Genomic DNA, 16,517 nt, shown 5'->3' on the forward strand with positions numbered 1-16,517 from the left:
GTCAGTCCAAGCTGAGCGTGGGCTGGCCATGCGCGACGGTGGCCGTCTTCGCCGTGACCACCGGCGCGTCGGGCGTGGTGACCCGTTCGACGGTCCTGAACTGGGTCTCCCAGCGCTCGTGATTGACGTCACACAACAGATAGCCGCGGCGATCATTGATGAACTTCAGGAACGGGTTCTGGCTCTCGATGCGGTCCGAGCCGAGCCGCTTGTCGGCCCCGTCGCCGCCCGACGAGATCGAGGTGCCGACGAACTCCACCGCCACCGCGTCGCCTTCGCCGCCCTTGGTGCGCAGCTCGCCCGCATAGTTTTGGTGTTCGTCCCCGGTCAGGACCACGACATTGCCCAGCCCCTTCATCCGGTCGAACAGTCGCTCCCGGGGAGCATTGTATCCCCCCCAGCTGTCCATGTTGCGCACCGGCGCGGTTTCACCGGCTTCGCGACGGTCCAGCGGCATCATCATCACTTGTTGGGCGATCGTGTTCCAGCGCGCGGCCTTCTGGCGAAGATTGCCCGCCAACCAGGCGTCCTGGTCCACGCCCAGCACCTGCGCGCCACGATCATCCCAGCCGGCGCAATAGGCCTTGAAGCCATCGCCGCAGGGCTGATCCGTGCGGAACTGGCGGGTGTCCAGCAGATGCAGATCAACCAGGTCGCCGATCACCGCCCGCCGGTGGAGACGCATACCCGCCGCCGTCGGAAACGACGCCGCGCGAAGCGGCATGTGTTCGTAGTAGGCCTGGAAGGCTGCGGCGCGGCGCAGGGCGAACGCCTCCGGCGGCGTGCCGTTCTGATCGATACCGCCGACCCAGTTGTTCTCGACCTCATGGTCGTCGAAGGTCGTGAACCAGCCCGTGGCGGCATGCGCCGCCTGCAGGTCCTGATCCATCTTGTACTGGGCGTAGCGCCGCCGATAGTCATCAAGGCTGTAGAGATTTTGCCCCACATGCGCCCGGACGAAGCGTCGCGCGTTGCCGCCGTAGTCGAGCGGTGTCGGCGAGGCGCGGCCTTCATAGATATAGTCGCCGTAGTGATAGATGAAGTCGACCTCCTCGCCCGCGAGGTGGCGGTAGGCTGTATACAGACCATCCTCGTAGCCCTGGCAGCCGGCGACGCCAAAGCGCAGCCGCCGCAGCGCCGCGCCGGCCATCGGCAAGGTGACGACGCGGCCAGGCATCGAGCGCTCCCGTCCGACGAAGAAGCGATACCAATAGGGCCGCCCCGGGGCGAGCCCGCTCACTTCGACATGCACCGCGTGAGCCAATTCCGGACGCGCCACCGCGCTGCCCTTGGCGACAAGGGTTTTGAACCGAGAGTCCGACGCAACCACCCAATCGACGCTGATCGGGGCCATGGGCATCCCGCCATGTTCGCCGAGCGGATCGGGCGCGAGTCGGGTCCACAGAACAAAGCCGTCCGGGCTGGGGTCGCCCGCCGCCACGCCCAGGCGGAACGGATAGCCGCTAAAGACCTGCTGGGCGCGGACGATCGCCGGCGCGGCGATCAGGCCGCTGGTCGCCGCGGCGCCAGCCAGCACGCCTCGCCGGGTAAACCGAAGTGCCATTGTGTCTCCTGGGAATTTGCGCCGGCCGCGCCTTCAGGCAGATTCTTCGCGGCGACTTCTCTGATGGCTACACATGGCGTTCATGACGGCCGGATGACGATCCAATGACAAGCCGCCCATATGCTGTGGACGGTCTCGAACAGACCGCGCCCCAACGGGACATCCGCCCGCGAGCGGTCTAGGCTCACGGACGGAATCCCCCACCTGCGGCTGAGGGGCGGGACGGCGGCGATTGTATCCGCCGTCGACAGCCACGGGCTCGGCTTGCGTGTCGCCGCGCGCCCTTCGGGGCGGCGGACAAGCCTGGAGAGCCATCGCCGAGACGGTGGCGACATGACTCTCTAATTGGACATTACCAGTCCCCGAGTCGCGCCCCGACAGCTCGGCGTCTCAGTCTGTTGACACGGTGTCTCAATCTCGCGGAGCGCCGTTTTGCGGTGCCCAAAGAAAAAGGGCGCGGCGGTCGCCCGCCACGCCCCATTTTTCAGCCCACCGGCGAAAGCTAGAAGAAGCGCTCGCCAATCCGGATCGTATCGCCCGGCGCCACGACAATCGACGGCGTCAGCTCGCTCTTGTTTTCGGACGTCTCGCCGTTGCGCTTGATCCAGACGTTCTTCTTGTCGGCGCGATAGGTGAAGCCGCCGGCGGTGGCCACCGCGTTGAGAACGGTCAGGCCGGATGTGTAAGGATAGGTGCCGGGCTTTTCGACTTCCCCCAGGATGTAGAAGGGCCGGAATGTCAGGACCTCGGCGCTGACGCGAGGCTCCTTCAGATAGCCGTCGCTGAGCGCCTTCTGCACCGCTTGCTGGAACTGGCCGACGGTCATGCCGCCAGCCTTGATCTCACCGATCAGCGGCAACGACATCAGGCCGCTGCCAGTGACGAAGAACTCGCCGGACAGCGAGGGTTCGCCATAAACCGTGACACGCACCTTGTCGGCCGGTCCCAGCAGGTAGTCCATCGACTGGGCCGGCGTCACACCGGGCGCCGCGGGCGTAACGGCCTGGGCATGGGCCGATCCGGTCATGGCGCCGAACGTCATGAACACCGCCAGCGCCAACATGGAGAGGGCGCGAGAGAGTTTCGAAACACCGATCATTGCGAAGCTTCTCACCTTGAGACTTACAAGACGTCGAGATTGAAATTGCACATCGCACGTGACCGGCCGATGAACAAGGCGAAGACTCAGGCCGACCGCGCTTTACTAAACTGGATGATCTTCGGCGGGCCGCCGTCAAGTCTAACAGCGGTGAGCACGCCGGTCGCATAGGCGCCGGTGTCGACGTTGATCCGCCGCCGGCCGATGAAGACCTCTTCCACGGGCGTATGGCCGTGAACGATCGTGGCGTCCAGCCCATGGGGGTTGTCCAGGAACTCGTTTCGGATCCACAAAAGGTCCGCGGCCACCTGGCGCTCCAGAGGCAGGCCTGGGCGCACGCCGGCGTGGACGAAGACATGGTCGCCGTAGACGACCATCAACTCGAGCTGGCGCAGGAAAGCCTCGTGCGACGGCGGGAAGGCGGCGCGGAAGGCCAGGCGCGCCTGCTCCCAGATCTCGGGCTCGGCGCGCCCCACGGGACGCTGCACGCCGTAGGAGGCCATGGTCTCGCCTCCGCCGTATTCCACCCATGACGGTCCAGCCATGGGATCGTCGAGGAAGTGCAGGAGGGTCTCCTCGTGGTTACCCATGAGGGCTCTAAACTCGAAGCGTCCTTCGCCGGACTGCTGGCGAAGCTCGATCAGCCGATCGATCACGGCCGCCGACCGCGGACCCCGGTCGATATAGTCGCCCAGCATGATCAAGACCGGTCGGTCCTGGCGCCCCAGCGCACGGAAATCCTCGGTCATGCGCTCGACCAGGCCGTCCAGAAGATCGAGCCGGCCGTGCACGTCTCCGACCGCATAGAGCAGGCGCCCATCGGTGGACGCGGCGTGCTGGGGTTGCTGCTTGGACCGAAAAAGGGACTTGAACATGAAACTCGCCAGGCCGGCGACGAGCGCCGAGAGTGTTTTCAATTTTGCCCTAGTAAGCTCGCCGGTTCAACGGCGCACGGAGCGGTTAACCTTGAATTCAGCAAGTTGATTGCCGATCAATTTACCAAGTAATTATCGCATATGTTAGAGTTAATAGCGAAATTACCCTTATCGTATATCTCAATTATACCATCTAAATTCAGCTCAAATTTGCGGCCCGAATGAATAGTGACCCCACGAACACAGCGGGGTCAGCATGTTCAGCACGCGCAACATTATTACCGGACTGGTCAGCACTGTCGCCCTCATGGCGAGTGTCAACGCCCACGCTGGTTCCATGCCTTTCATGCCCCGCGGCGAGGGCGTGGGCGCGCCGGTAGGCTTTGCCGATCTATGCCGCCGAGACCTCGCCACTTGCGGCCTGCCGTCCAGCCAACTGGCCTTGATGGGTTTGAACGCGCCGTCGAACCCCGCGCTCACCTCGTCGGTCGGCGCGGCCGCGCCCCATCCGTTCGACGTCGCTCCGGCCTCGTCGAACGATGAGCCGCTCGAAGCCGTGACGCCCACCGGCCTCACCGAACCCGCCGCCTCGCGCCCGAACGCCGAGACCGCGGCCGTGTCCGCCACTCTCGCATGGATGGGCCAGGGCGAGCGCGAGCAACTGAAACTGCTCAACAGGGTCAATCAGGCGGTCAACCGGGAAGTCAAGAAAGCCAACGACCTCGATCTCTATGGCCAGCCCGAATACTGGTCGTTGCCGCGCCTGGTCGACGGCAAGCTCTATGGCGATTGCGAGGACTACGCCTTGGAGAAGCGCCGCCAGCTCGTCGCCGCCGGCGTGCCGGAGAGCGCTCTGTCCCTGGCCGTGGCCATCACCGCGCGGGGTGAAAGCCATGCCGTGCTGATGATCTCGTTGAAGAGCGGCGATTGGGTTTTGGACAATCTGACGCCCTGGGCGACCCCTTGGGAAGACCTGAACTACCGGTGGGTCGAACGCCAAGTGCCCGGCACCGCGCTCTGGACCAGCGCGGCCTAAGGACGACGCCGCCCTTAAGAAGATCAAGAAAAGCCCCGGACTTCGGCCCGGGGCTTTTTACGTTGGCGCCTCCGGAGACAGCGGGGCGTCGGCAAAAAAGAAACGCCCCCTCCGGTGAACGGAACGGGCGTCTATTCGACGACGGCGCGTCGGGATTCCACGATCCGAGGCGCTTCAGAAGAGCCTGGAGATCCCCAGGGCCAACAACCCCCAAAGGCCAGCAGACGCGAGCGCCGCGACCCCAATACCGGCCAGCGGCGCCATGCGACGGTCACGCTCCTGAAGAGCGATCGTAACGGGGGAGAACGAGATTTTGGCGTCGATCATCGACCACAACTCCTGCTTGTCGGAGAAGTATCGCGACGACGGTAATGGCCCGTGAAAAAGGAAGGTTTATCTCGATTAAACATGCGCCCAAAACGAACCCGACGAGGCGCTCAGCGAAGCCTCGGGTCCAAAGCAGGTCAGCCCGCGCCGAGGTTGCCACCGAGGTTCGCGAGAAGGCTCCGGCGCGCCGACACCAAGCAAGTCTTGGCTGGCGAAGCCTATCGGGCGGCGGCCTTCGCTTGTTCGGCGACGATCAGGAAAGCCAAGCCGATCCGCCCCGCCGGATCGCGGATGCTATTCGCCAGGGCGGCCAGGCGCCTGGGTCCGCCGCCGCGGCCGAATTCGACACGGGCCTGAGACATAACCTGCTGGCGAACGGCCGGGCTCAGCGCCGACCAATGCTCGTAGGCCAGACGCGACCGACTTTCGAAAAGACTGGTCTGCAGGGGCGCGACCGAGAGCGAATGATCAAGCGCCAAATTGGCGGCCGCTACATCACCGCGCTGGAACTGTACCGCCGCCATCCGCAGCCAGGCGCCGCCGGAGGCCGGCCGCAGGGCGACTTCACGGCTGGCGCGGTCGAGCATGCGCTTCCGAACCTCGGGGTCCTTGGTTTCGCGCGCGAGATCCCGCTCGACGCTGATCGCGAGGACATCGGCCGACGCCGTGGGCACCCACGCCATGTCGCCGCCGAAACGCGACGCCGCCAGAGGCGCGGCGACCATGAAGGAAATGACGAGGACGACGCTCGCGAAAACAAGACCGCCCCGCTTGGTCGTGGGCGGAGCCCGCCGCTGCGGCGCCACGGCGGTCACCGCGCCGAGACCCACGGCGAACAAGGCCTGAAGCGCCGGCACCTGGACGGCGAAATCCGACAGGCCATGGATGAGCACGAGGACGGCGGCCGCCACGGTGGCGCGCGCCAGCGCGCCGCCCGTCCCGGGTTTGAGCCCCTCGCGAACCGCGCGCCAAAGCGCGACCAGAACCCACGCCGCCATGAAAGCGGCGCCGATGACGCCAACTTCCTCAAGCCATTGGAGATAGAGATTGTGCGTCGCCCTCACGTCGAACAAGACCCCGAGGGTCTCGCTGGTCATGATCAGTTGGTTCACGAGAGGGAACGAGCCAAGACCGAACCCAAACCATGGCGACCCGAGAAACGCTTGCCAGTGCGCGTCAAAGATTGTCCTGCGCGCCACGATGTCACCCTCGAGATTCTCGAGTCGGGCGGCCGTCAAATCCGCGCTTCGCATGGCGACGCCGACCATCACGAGCAACACGGCGGCGCCGCCGAGGATCGCGACGGCGCTGAGCTTTCGCCCTTGAGACAGAACTTGCCAGGTCAGCAGCACCGCGAGAGCGATCACGGTGGAGAAGACGCCGGCCCTAGAGGCCGTCATGGCCAACGCGACGGCGAATACGCTGGCGGCGCCGAACGCCAGGCTTGCGTCCAGACCCAGCCGCTCGAGACGAAGCTTCCCGCCCGCTCGCTGAATGGCCTGGGAAAGGAAGGCCGAGGCGAATACGACGCCCACGCCCATCAGGGTGGCGGCGCTATTGGGGCTCAACAGGGTCGCCGTGAGGCGGCGCCCGCCTCTGAGCGTAACATGATCGACAATCGCCAGCGCGGCGTAAGCGCTCAGCGCCAGGAGCATCCACCAGATTAGCGCGCGGCGGCGTGTCTCGGACGCGCCGATAACCCACGCGCCTTGAAAAACGCAGGCAAGTCCAAGCAAGCGCAGAAGACCGAGAACGAGAGACGAGCGGTCGACCGTGATCGATCCGCCACCCTGCCCAACATAGGCCCAAAGGGGGTGCGCCCCGCCGGGGCCAAACGGCGTCAGGGACCAAGCGGCGGCGATCAGCACCGCGAGGAACATCAGGCTCGGCCAAGGAGCGGCCAGAATACTCGGAACCCGCCGCGCCCAACCGCACGTCGCTAGCACGACCACGAGGAAGAGGGCTTCCAGCACGCCAAACACGGCGGCCACGGCGACGTCGCTCGCGCCGAAGGCGACGATCTCGGCGACGACCAACGCAACGAGGGCGCCGATCGCGACGCCCTCGGAAACCTGCAGCTTTCGGGTTCTAGCGGCGCCGGGCGACGGCGAACCCCCGCCCGACTTCGTTCTAGTCCGCATAGTACTTTCGGTAGTTGGCGTAGTAATAATAGGAGTCGCCGTAGCCGTAGCGGGACTGGGCCTTGAGGTCCATCTGGGTCAGGGCGACGCCGGCGATGAACGCTCGCGTGCCTTGCAGAAGGCCCAGGGCCGACTGAACCGCTTTAACCGGAGTCTTCTTCCACCGAACCAGCATCACCACCGCGTCGGTATGGGGCGCCAGGATGCGCGTATCCGCGATCGCGAGAAGCGGCGCGGTGTCCAGCAGAACGATCTCGTACCGGCTACGAAGCTCCTGCAGCAGACGATGCATGGCCGACGAGCCGAGCACATCGCGCGGCGTGTAGGCCGACTTCGCCAGAGGCAGGATATGCGCCCCGCTCTCGTCCTCCACCAGCGCCTGCTCGATCGTCGCCACGCCGTTCAGGACCTCGAGAAGACCCACCTTCGCCGGTTCCTTTAGGAACTGGGTGATGGCGCTTTGTCGAAGGTCGCAGTCCACCACGATGACCTTGGCGCCCGAGGTCGCCAGAGTGCGCGCCAGCGAGAAGGTGGTGGTCGTCTTGCCCTCGCCCGGGAGGGACGAGGTCACGGCGATCACCTTCACTGTCTCGCCCACCTTGGAGAACAGGATGGACGCCCGCAGCTTCCGGAGGCTTTCGGCGAAGCTCGAAAGCGGCTTGGCCAACAGATACTCTGGCGGCGTCATGCCCCTTAGGGTCTTGGCGTCATCCACCGTGGTGTCAAGCGACGGCACCGCGCCCAGATAAGGCAGACCCAGACGACGCTCGACCTCATCCTCGGTGAACAGACCCGCCATCAGGATTTCGGCGAGAACGATCGACGCGACACCCGCGCCCAGGGCCAGAACCAGGCCTAGAGCAAGGTTCAGGGACGGCTTGGGATAGCTGGCGCGCGTCGGGATCTTGGCTGGCGACACGACGCGGGCGTCCGCCTGCTCGATCCCTTCCTGGGTGGTGGTCTGCTTGAAGCGCGACAGCAGGGTCTCGTACAGCGTCTTCACGGACTGAGCTTTGCGCTCCAGCTCCGCGAGGCCGATCGCCGCGCGATTGTTACCCGCGAGCGTGCCCTTGGACTGCGAGACGCTCGAGGCGACGGAACCCGTCCTCTGACGCGCGACCTGAGCCTGGGCTTCCAGGTTCGAGATGATGCGACGGATTTCAGCCTGGATCTGGGTGTCGATGTCGGCCAGCTCGCGCTTGGCCTTCAGCAGGTCCGGGTGACGGTCGCCATAGCGGCCGCCGAGGTCGGCCACCTGGGCGCTCTTCTCGGCGCGCTGCTTGCGCAGCTGCTGCACCACGGGGGAATTCAGCGACTCGCCGACATCCTCGCCGGTGCTGCCACGGGCCAATTGCTGGCGCGCGATCGACAGGCGGGCGTCGGTTTCAGCCTGAGCCGCGCGGCTCAGCGCCAGTTGCTGGTTCAGTCCCGAAATCTCCTGCTCGGTGAGGGTCGCCCCCTCGGCGCTGAGCAGGTTGTTGGCGATCTTGTACTGCTGAACAGCGGCGTCAGCCTGCGCGACCTGATCGCGAAGCTCGCCCACGCGCGTATCCAGCCATTCATTGGCCTTCTGCGTGGCGTCGAACTTAGCCTCGAGCTGTTCGGTCAGATAGAGGTTGGCGAAAGCGTTCGCCAGATCCGCCGCGCGACGAGGATCGGTGTGCGTGTACTCGATGGAAATCAGGTAGGTCAGGCCGGCTCGGCGGACCTTCAGACCGCCCAGCACGTTGTCGACGATCCGTTCGCGACGACGCTGCAACTCGACCGGATCGGTGACCGCCACGGGCGCGGCCGCCTTCTTCAGCGACGAGAACCAAGCCCCCGCGCCCTTCGCCTGCGGCAGATAGGGATTGAAGTAGGGGTCTTCCTCAAGCTTCAGGTCCTTGACGACCCGAGCCGCCAGTGAACGCGACTTGAGGACCTCGACCTCGGTATCGACAACAGCGGAGTCGGCGGGCAAGCCCGAGAGCACCGCGCTCATGTCGGTGACCTGCTCCTTGCGGACGTCGAGCATCACCTGAGCGACCGCCGTATAGCGCGGCGTTTGCTGCAGGGTGAAGAGCACCACCGCGGCGAACACGACCACGCCCACCGCCGCGAACAGGCGGAAACGGCGCCTGAAGGTCGCGATCGCGATATTCAGATCAAAAGACAACGCTCCGGTGGCATTCACCGGAGCGTTCGAAGTTTCATAACCGGAGCCGTCCATAACCACTCTCAGTAATCGGCAATGCTTGCCGTTTCGTGGACGTTTTTCTTAGAACTGAAGCGCGACAGAAGCGATCAGCTTGTTGTCCTTGAACGAAGCGCCACGGTCGAGCGGAGCGCCCGTCGAATTCTGCTTGAGGTAGTTATACGTCAAGAACAGGCCAACGCGACGGTTCAGCAGATAGGTAGCGGTCGCCGAGAAATTGTCACGCTTATCGCTACGGGTGATGCCCTTGTAGCTATCCTTGCCATGCGTGTAGGCGGCCGAGAGCAGGACGTTGCGCATCAACTCGTGGTCGATAGACGCGCCGATGTTGTTGGAGATGTAGCCTTGCGAACGCGGCGCCGTTGATTCCTCAATCGTCCGCGATCCGTTGATACCCACGGTGGTAAGCTGGGTTGGGAACCATTCGACGCGCCCGATAGCGTTGAAGCCATCGATCTTGCCGAAGTTATCGTAGGTCTGCTTCATGTAGCCGACTTGAACGTCGCCCCGCACCAACTCGGAGACATCGAAGTTCGCGCCAACGCCGACGACATAACCGTCGGATGAGCGGTCGGACGCGACGATGTTGGTGTCGTAGTCCTTTTTATTGCCGGTGGCCGTCAGATAGACCGCCGTATCGGGGCTGACGGCGTACTCGGCCTTACCGCCGTAGTAGAGCTCGTTCCGGTCACGGAAATCCTGATCGACGATGTCCGTGCCCGCGATATTCGGAACGTCCTTGTAGTTGAAGTCCTTGTCCTCAACGCGCCCGGTGACGCGAAGCCGGTTGAACTCCTTGGTCAGAATAATCGAACCTTGGTTCAGATCATACTTCACCGGTTTGCCCGCCGCCGCAGGAGCGTTGGGGGAGCTGCGCGGCTCAACCAAGCTCTGGGTTTGGACAAAGCCCGTGATGTTGGAGCCGCGCGCGATGTCCAACCGGCCATTCGCGGAGACCGTATACTCTTCCGCGTCTTCGGAACCGTTGTTCGCATAACGGATGAGATTACCGCCGGCGAACAGGCCGAGGGCGTGACGCGACCAGTCCGAACGAACAGCCACTTCAGGCTTCACGCGCCAGATGAGATCGTCATCCTTGCCGGTAGCCTCGGCGTAGATGTTGTCATTGTATTCGGCGTCAACCGTGATCCGCGGATAGAGCGTGAAACCACCAGCCTTCTGGCCAGCCGCCTCGTAATCGGGACGCGGGCGCTGACGAACGCTGACGTTCTTGTCACGCTTGAAGTTGGAGCCGAGATCTTGAGCCTGAACGGCCTGAGGCGCGGTCAAGGCGATGCAGGCCATGGCGGCCGAGCACATTAGGAGTCGCATGTTTATCCCCACCAGAAAGTGGCGGCCGACGCACGTCGTGACGCGTCGGTCCGCCCCGAGACTGTGTTTTTACTAACTGCCGCAGTACGCGGCGATCACGCCAGCGCACGGATCGAACGGAGCCGGCGTCGGCGCCGTCCCGCCAGCGCCCGCGCCCGCAGCGGCGTCACCGCCCGTCGCGGTCGAAGCGGCGCCTTGCAGGCTGACCAGAACGCTCGGCGCGCCGGCGTCGGTGGCCGTCGCGGCGGTGGTAACGGTCGCCGATTGACCCGTGGCGGCCAGTTGTTGCTGAACAGCGGGAGCAGCGGCGACTTGCTGAGCCATTTCCGGAGCAACGGCGGCGGCCACCTGGATGGCCACGCCGGCCGAGACCGTGCCGGACGAGACCGCCTGCACCAGAGCGGTGGCGATCACCGACGGTGAGGCGCCGCTCGCGGCGAGCGCAGCGGCGACCGCAGCCTGGATGGCCGCAAGCTTAGCCTGGGGCGACAGCGTTGCGAAGCCGGGTTGAGCCGCGGTGCCTTGAGCGGCGGCTTGGATCGTGGCCTGCAGCGAAGCGGCGGTAGGAGCCGGAGTATTTTGAGCCCAGACCTGACCAGCGCCCATGGGCGCCAGAGCAACGGCCAAGCTGATAGCGATCGCCCGAACGCGATGAGAAGCCATGACTGCTCCCTCCAAGTTAACGGCGTCCCTTTAGGACAATGTAAACGAATGCTCTAGCCCAGAACGCGCGCCGCCATCGATTTCTCGACAGAAGCGTCTCCCGGAGATCACACTTCCCGTGCGAATCTCGCGAAAAGTAAACGCGAACGAGCCCTAGACTGAGAATATGACGCGTCTCTCCGCCCCCGGCAGAACTATCAGACTTCGTCAGAAGCTCGTTAGCCCTAAAAAAACACGTGCTGCGCTGCAATGCAACGCCGCCGTCAGAAAATCCATAAAAAATGCCAAGAATCTAGTCGGTTTCGCGTATTAAGCGATCAGTAGTTCGCCTAATCCGCACACGTTTTGGTTAAGACTAAGCAGCCGCCGTGGTTAATCCAGGGACTTGCTGGCGCTGTACGAGACAGCCATACCAACCAAGACCAGCATAGGTCTCGTAACCCGGCGTTAGAGCGTACCCGACTGTAATTTCACCATCGGCGTAGCTTCCCATGGGACCGGCCGAAGTATCGAGCGGGAAAACTTCGCTGAGAACGCCTTGATTGTCGGAGGACGCGAGGACGCGCCCCTTCTGATCCAGCAGCATAACTCGCGAGCGCTCGCGCTCTTCGCTCGTGAGGCGAACGCCATCCACGACCGCTTGGGCCTGAGGGCGCCAATCGAAATGCACGCCAAGGACACCAAGGGGTTTGCCGCTGGCCTCTCCGCCGGCGCGTATGGCCGTGGCGTAGGTGGCGACCGGGGCGTCACCCAGCGCCCGGCAACGTTCTATATCGCACGCGACGAAATCATCGCCGCTGGCGGTGCGAAGCCCCTCCTGAAACCATCGAGTCTCGACGACGGATTGACCGACCACGTTCGGGTAACGCCCTGGCCGGCCGTTGGCGACAATCCTCCCGCGCTCGTCGCAAATCCAGAGATCTAGATAGACAGTGTAGGCGTCGAGGATCACGCCCAGACGCTCACTGGCGTACCGCCGGGCCGCCTCGCCCTCCTCGCCGAGACACGCGACGACGGCTGAGTCCGTCGCCCACCAGCGTACGTCGCAGGTGCGCTCGTAGAGATTGCGGTCGACGATCTCGATGGCGTTGAGCGCCAGGTCAGCCAACCTTTGTCCGCGCATGTGCGCGAGGATGGCGCCACCGATCGCGGACAACTCATCGAGGTCGGCGCGGACCTGGCTCTCCAGCGCGGCCGCGACCGCGTCGATCTCGGTGGAGATCTTCTTGAACTCCTCGGCGACGATGGCGAACCCCTTACCGGCCTCGCCGGCGCGCGCCGCCACGATCAGAGCGTTGATCGAGAGCATCTTGGCCGCGCGATTGACCCTCGCGATTTCGCCGATCTTCTCGCCCGCCACGGTCGAAAGTCGTTCGGACAAGTCCAGGATCCGTTCCGGACGAAAACTGGAATCCTGCTCCATGACTGACGCGCCCCCACGCACACCAAGCGAATCACCTAACCCCAGGAAGATGACGCTCTCGTCATGACCGCGCGACGACATGACAGGCGGGAGAGGGCTTCTTTTCTCGCCTTCGATGTAAAAGCGCCGGAACGCCCTTGAAACGGGCGCCCGGCGCTCAGAAAAAAATCGTTTGCGGTTAGCTTAGACGTCGACTTCCGCGTCTAGAGCGTTCTCTTGGATGAATTCCCGACGCGGCTCGACGAGATCGCCCATCAGCCGGCTGAACATATCGTCGGCGTCGTCCGCGTGATTGACACGGACCTGCAGCAGAGTGCGCGCTTCGGCGTCCAGAGTGGTCTCCCAAAGCTGCTCCGGGTTCATCTCGCCGAGACCCTTGTAGCGCTGGATCGTCAGACCCTTGCGACCCGCGTCCAACACGGCGTTCACCAGATCCAGCGGACCTCGGATCGTCGTTGACTTGTCCTTGCGACGGAAGACGGCGCGCCCCGAGAAAACCTCGGCCAACTTGACCGCGCGTTCGGCGAGGCGACGGGCGTCGGCGGCATGCAAGAGCACATCGTCGAGCACCACGCGCTCGGAAACCCCGCGCCGCACACGGCTGAACACGAAGCCCGTATCGCCGCGCTCCCCGCTCCAAGGGCCATCGCCCTCTTCCGCATAGAGGTCCAGGCGCTTGGCGGCCGCGTTCGGATCGGGGCTTTCCCCCAGCAAGCCCGCCAAGGCGGCTTGCTCGATCGCCGTGGCGGGCGCGCGAGCGGCCAGGCGGTCGATATTACCCTTGGCGGAACGAGCGGTCTGCACCAGGGCCAGGAGATCCTGGGCGATCAAGCGCTCACCGGACGTCAGGTCGAGCTCCGCCCCGTCCACGCCCTCGTCCACGAGGAAGGCGTCCATCTCGGCGTCGTCCTTCAGATAGCGCGAGGACTTGCCCTTGCTGGCTTTATAAAGCGGCGGCTGAGCAATGTAGATGTAGCCGCGCTCGATCAGCTGGGGCATCTGCCGGTAGAAGAAGGTCAAAAGCAGGGTGCGGATGTGCGCGCCGTCGACGTCGGCGTCGGTCATCAAGACGATCTTGTGGTAGCGCACCTTGTCCGGATTGAAGTCGTCACGACCGATACCCGCGCCCAAGGCCGTGATCAGCGTACCGATTTGGTCCGATGACAGCATCTTGTCGAAGCGAGCCCGCTCGACGTTCAGAATCTTGCCACGCAGCGGCAGCACGGCCTGATTGTCACGATTGCGGGCCTGTTTGGCGGAACCGCCGGCCGAGTCGCCCTCGACGATGAAGATCTCGGACTTGGCCGGGTCGCGCTCCGAGCAGTCGGCGAGCTTGCCGGGCAAGCTGGTGATGTCGAGGGCGCTCTTCCGCCGGGTCAATTCCCGCGCCTTCCGAGCGGCTTCGCGAGCGGCCGCGGCCTCGGCGATCTTCGACACAATGGCCTTGGCTTCGTTCGGATGCTCTTCGAACCAGGTCGACAGGCCTTCGGAGACCAGCCCCTCCACGGCGGGGCGCACTTCGGACGAAACCAGCTTGTCCTTGGTCTGGGAGCTGAACTTCGGGTCCGGCACCTTGACCGACAGCACGCAGGTCAAGCCCTCGCGGGCGTCTTCGCCCCCGAGATTGACCTTCTCCTTCTTCAGGATACCCGAGCTCTCGGCGTAGTTGGTGATGATGCGGGTCAGGGCCGCGCGGAAGGCCGAAAGGTGCGTGCCGCCATCCCGCTGCGGGATGTTGTTGGTGAAGCACAGCATTTGCTCGTGATAGCTGTCGTTCCACCACAGGGCGAGATCGACCTCGACCTTTTCCTTGACGCCGCGCACGACGATCGGCGCCTTGAGCAGCGGGGCCTTGGCCTTGTCGAGGTGGCGCACGAAAGCTTCGATACCGCCTTCGTAGTGGAGCTTCTCCTCCCAAGGCTCGGCGTCGCGGTGATCCTTGAACCAGATCGTCACGCCCGAGTTCAGGAACGCCAGTTCCCGCAGGCGATGTTCTAGCGTCTTTCGGTCAAACTCGATGAACGCGAAGGTGTCTCTGGACGGATAGAAGGTCACCTCGGTGCCCGTCAGCGTCTCGCCCGCCTTGGGACCGTCCTGACGCACCGGGGAGTCACCGGTCACTTTCAGCGAGGTGACCGCGTCACCGCGCTCGAAGCGCATCTGGTGGACCTTGCCATTGCGGTGGATCAGCAGCTCTAGCCAGTCCGACAGCGCGTTCACCACCGAGACGCCCACGCCGTGCAGGCCGCCCGAGACCTTGTAGCTGTTCTGGTCGAACTTACCGCCGGCGTGCAGCTGGGTCATGATGACCTCCGCGGCGGACACGCCTTCGCCTTCGTGCATATCGACCGGGATGCCGCGGCCGTCATCCGTGACCGTCACCGAGCCGTCGGCGTTGAGGATCACCTGGACCTTGGTCGCGTGCCCCGCCAGGGCTTCGTCGATGGCGTTGTCGACCACCTCGTAGACCATGTGGTGCAGGCCCGAGCCGTCGTCGGTGTCGCCGATATACATGCCGGGACGCTTACGAACGGCGTCGAGCCCCTTCAGCACCTTGATCGAGTCGGCGCCGTACTGAGCGGCGGCTTCCTCGGTCGTCATTTCCGGGGCCGACACTTCGGGAACTTGGTCTTCGGTGTTCTCGGTCATTCGTCTTCCAGAGTAGCCAGGCCGGCGTCGCACACGCGAACGCCTAGCGCCCGACCCTTGAGATGGTCGAACAGCGACTCGTCCGTGCCGGTTAGGAAGGCCTGGAGCTTGAGCGCCGTGAGTTCGTCGGCCAAAGCGGCTCGTCTGGCAAGATCGAGATGCGCGGCGACTTCGTCGAGCAATATTACAGGATTCGGCGCGGATTCCGCACGTGAAAGTCGCGCGGCCTGAGCCAAAACGAGGTTCAAAATCAGAGCTTTCTGCTCTCCCGTCGAGCATTCCGCCGCCGGACGGTCCTTCTCGACATGGAAGATGGCGAGATCACCGCGATGCGGCCCCGTCAGAGCCCGCCCGGCGGCGCCGTCACGCGCCCGAGCGGCGGAGAGCGCGACGGCCAATTTCTCTTCGATTTCCGCGAACGGAACGCCATCCATCGCTAGCTTTTCCCACTCGCCCGTCAGGGTCAGGCGGGCCTGGGGAAACGGCCGGTCGCCCCGACCATCGATTTCGGCCTGCAGCGCCTGGAGCGTCCGCGCCCGGGCTTGGGCCAGGAGCGCGCCGCTCTCGGCCAATCGGGCCTCCAGCGCGTCCAGCCACGTCGCGTCCGGCGCCACGCCCCCGTCAGCGGCTTCGGTCAGAAGCCGCATCCGCTCGCGTTGAGCCTTGTCATAGGCGTTGGCGTTGGCGGCGTGCGAGGGCTCGCCCGCGAAGACAAGGCGGTCGAAGAAGCGCCGACGCTCCGACGCCGCCTCGAGGAACAGGCGATCCTGGGCGGGCGTCAGCCAGATCGGCCGGACGTGATCGGCCAAGCGGCCGGGCGACACGGTTTCGCCATCCAGGCGCACGGTTCGACGACTGGCGCCGCCGTGTTCGGCGCCCGTGCCGATCCGCACGGGCGCGTCCTGACCGCTCTCGACCTCCGCGGCCACGGCCCAGGCCCGACCGAACGCCTCGCCGGGCAGTCGCCGTCCCACTTCGCCAAGGCTGGCGCCCCGGAGGCCCTTGCCGGGCGTCAGCAGGCTAATGGCTTCGAGCAGGTTGGTCTTCCCGGCGCCGTTCGGGCCGAACAGATAGACGCTACGCCCCCAGGTCTCGAGGCGCGCGCGCTCGTAGGAGCGGAAATCCGTCAGGGTCAGGGAAAGTAGTGCGGCCGACGCCATGCGGCGTTCTTAAGCGGTGTCGACGGTCGGGGCTACTGGCGTGACGGCCCGCCC

Annotated in this window: 12 protein-coding genes; 1 reads left to right on the top strand and 11 read right to left on the bottom strand. The window is 64.6% G+C overall.

Features of this window, described 5'->3' with window-relative positions; all coding sequences use genetic code 11:
• Position 1 precedes the first annotated feature (1 nt).
• From J2728_RS05525 to J2728_RS05535, 3 genes are all read right to left on the bottom strand, one after another.
• The gene (locus J2728_RS05525) at positions 2-1,564 is read right to left on the bottom strand and encodes an alkaline phosphatase D family protein (RefSeq protein ID WP_309997318.1); all 1,563 of its coding nucleotides are present in this window, start codon (positions 1,562-1,564) and stop codon (positions 2-4) included.
• Between the two features lie 502 nt (positions 1,565-2,066).
• Positions 2,067-2,663 carry a polysaccharide biosynthesis/export family protein gene (locus tag J2728_RS05530; protein ID WP_309997319.1) on the bottom strand — a complete coding sequence of 199 codons (597 nt, stop codon included), beginning with the start codon at positions 2,661-2,663 and terminating at the stop codon, positions 2,067-2,069.
• 86 nt (positions 2,664-2,749) lie between these two features.
• On the bottom strand, positions 2,750-3,538 hold the full coding sequence (locus tag J2728_RS05535; RefSeq protein ID WP_309997321.1) for a metallophosphoesterase family protein: 789 nt from the start codon (positions 3,536-3,538) through the stop codon (positions 2,750-2,752).
• 256 nt (positions 3,539-3,794) lie between these two features.
• Here J2728_RS05535 and J2728_RS05540 point away from each other — a divergent pair, with 256 nt between their 5' ends.
• Positions 3,795-4,574: a transglutaminase-like cysteine peptidase gene (locus J2728_RS05540; RefSeq protein ID WP_404979706.1), complete on the top strand. Its 780-nt coding sequence runs from the start codon at positions 3,795-3,797 to the stop codon at positions 4,572-4,574.
• A gap of 174 nt (positions 4,575-4,748) precedes the next feature.
• On the opposite strand, the gene J2728_RS05545 is transcribed toward J2728_RS05540, so the two are convergent.
• The 8 genes from J2728_RS05545 to recF all read right to left on the bottom strand — a co-directional run bounded on the left by J2728_RS05545 (position 4,749) and on the right by recF (position 16,463).
• Positions 4,749-4,901, bottom strand: a complete 153-nt coding sequence (locus J2728_RS05545; protein ID WP_309997325.1) for a hypothetical protein — start codon at positions 4,899-4,901, stop codon at positions 4,749-4,751.
• Positions 4,902-5,119: 218 nt separating this feature from the next.
• Positions 5,120-7,042, bottom strand: a complete 1,923-nt coding sequence (locus tag J2728_RS05550; protein ID WP_309997326.1) for an O-antigen ligase family protein — start codon at positions 7,040-7,042, stop codon at positions 5,120-5,122.
• Entirely contained in the window at positions 7,032-9,251 is a 2,220-nt protein-coding gene (locus J2728_RS05555; protein ID WP_309997328.1) for a GumC family protein, read from the bottom strand. Before J2728_RS05555 ends, J2728_RS05550 begins: the two co-directional genes overlap by 11 nt.
• 48 nt (positions 9,252-9,299) lie before the next feature.
• Positions 9,300-10,568, bottom strand: coding sequence for an outer membrane beta-barrel protein (locus J2728_RS05560; RefSeq protein WP_309997330.1), 1,269 nt, complete (start codon positions 10,566-10,568; stop codon positions 9,300-9,302).
• Between the two features lie 72 nt (positions 10,569-10,640).
• On the bottom strand, positions 10,641-11,231 hold the full coding sequence (locus tag J2728_RS05565; protein WP_309997332.1) for a hypothetical protein: 591 nt from the start codon (positions 11,229-11,231) through the stop codon (positions 10,641-10,643).
• A gap of 355 nt (positions 11,232-11,586) precedes the next feature.
• Positions 11,587-12,654, bottom strand: a complete 1,068-nt coding sequence (locus J2728_RS05570; RefSeq protein WP_309997334.1) for a methyl-accepting chemotaxis protein — start codon at positions 12,652-12,654, stop codon at positions 11,587-11,589.
• Positions 12,655-12,837: 183 nt separating this feature from the next.
• Positions 12,838-15,303: a DNA topoisomerase (ATP-hydrolyzing) subunit B gene (gyrB, locus tag J2728_RS05575; protein WP_309997336.1), complete on the bottom strand. Its 2,466-nt coding sequence runs from the start codon at positions 15,301-15,303 to the stop codon at positions 12,838-12,840.
• Complete coding sequence (gene recF / locus J2728_RS05580; protein ID WP_309997338.1) at positions 15,300-16,463, bottom strand: DNA replication/repair protein RecF; 1,164 nt, start codon at positions 16,461-16,463, stop codon at positions 15,300-15,302. Before recF ends, gyrB begins: the two co-directional genes overlap by 4 nt.
• Positions 16,464-16,517: the final 54 nt, after the last annotated feature.

Source organism: Caulobacter segnis (assembly GCF_031454995.1).
Taxonomy (GTDB): Bacteria; Pseudomonadota; Alphaproteobacteria; order Caulobacterales; family Caulobacteraceae; genus Caulobacter; species Caulobacter segnis_E.

Excerpts from the sequence above, each read along its gene's own strand:
- J2728_RS05525 (WP_309997318.1), bottom strand. The coding sequence starts at position 1,564 with ATGGCACTTCGGTTTACCCGGCGAGGCGTGCTGGCTGGCGCCGCGGCG.
- J2728_RS05530 (WP_309997319.1), bottom strand. The coding sequence starts at position 2,663 with ATGATCGGTGTTTCGAAACTCTCTCGCGCCCTCTCCATGTTGGCGCTG.
- J2728_RS05535 (WP_309997321.1), bottom strand. The coding sequence starts at position 3,538 with ATGTTCAAGTCCCTTTTTCGGTCCAAGCAGCAACCCCAGCACGCCGCG.
- J2728_RS05540 (WP_404979706.1), top strand. The coding sequence starts at position 3,795 with ATGTTCAGCACGCGCAACATTATTACCGGACTGGTCAGCACTGTCGCC.
- J2728_RS05545 (WP_309997325.1), bottom strand. The coding sequence starts at position 4,901 with ATGATCGACGCCAAAATCTCGTTCTCCCCCGTTACGATCGCTCTTCAG.
- J2728_RS05550 (WP_309997326.1), bottom strand. The coding sequence starts at position 7,042 with ATGCGGACTAGAACGAAGTCGGGCGGGGGTTCGCCGTCGCCCGGCGCC.
- J2728_RS05555 (WP_309997328.1), bottom strand. The coding sequence starts at position 9,251 with ATGGACGGCTCCGGTTATGAAACTTCGAACGCTCCGGTGAATGCCACC.
- J2728_RS05560 (WP_309997330.1), bottom strand. The coding sequence starts at position 10,568 with ATGCGACTCCTAATGTGCTCGGCCGCCATGGCCTGCATCGCCTTGACC.
- J2728_RS05565 (WP_309997332.1), bottom strand. The coding sequence starts at position 11,231 with ATGGCTTCTCATCGCGTTCGGGCGATCGCTATCAGCTTGGCCGTTGCT.
- J2728_RS05570 (WP_309997334.1), bottom strand. The coding sequence starts at position 12,654 with ATGGAGCAGGATTCCAGTTTTCGTCCGGAACGGATCCTGGACTTGTCC.
- gyrB (WP_309997336.1), bottom strand. The coding sequence starts at position 15,303 with ATGACCGAGAACACCGAAGACCAAGTTCCCGAAGTGTCGGCCCCGGAA.
- recF (WP_309997338.1), bottom strand. The coding sequence starts at position 16,463 with ATGGCGTCGGCCGCACTACTTTCCCTGACCCTGACGGATTTCCGCTCC.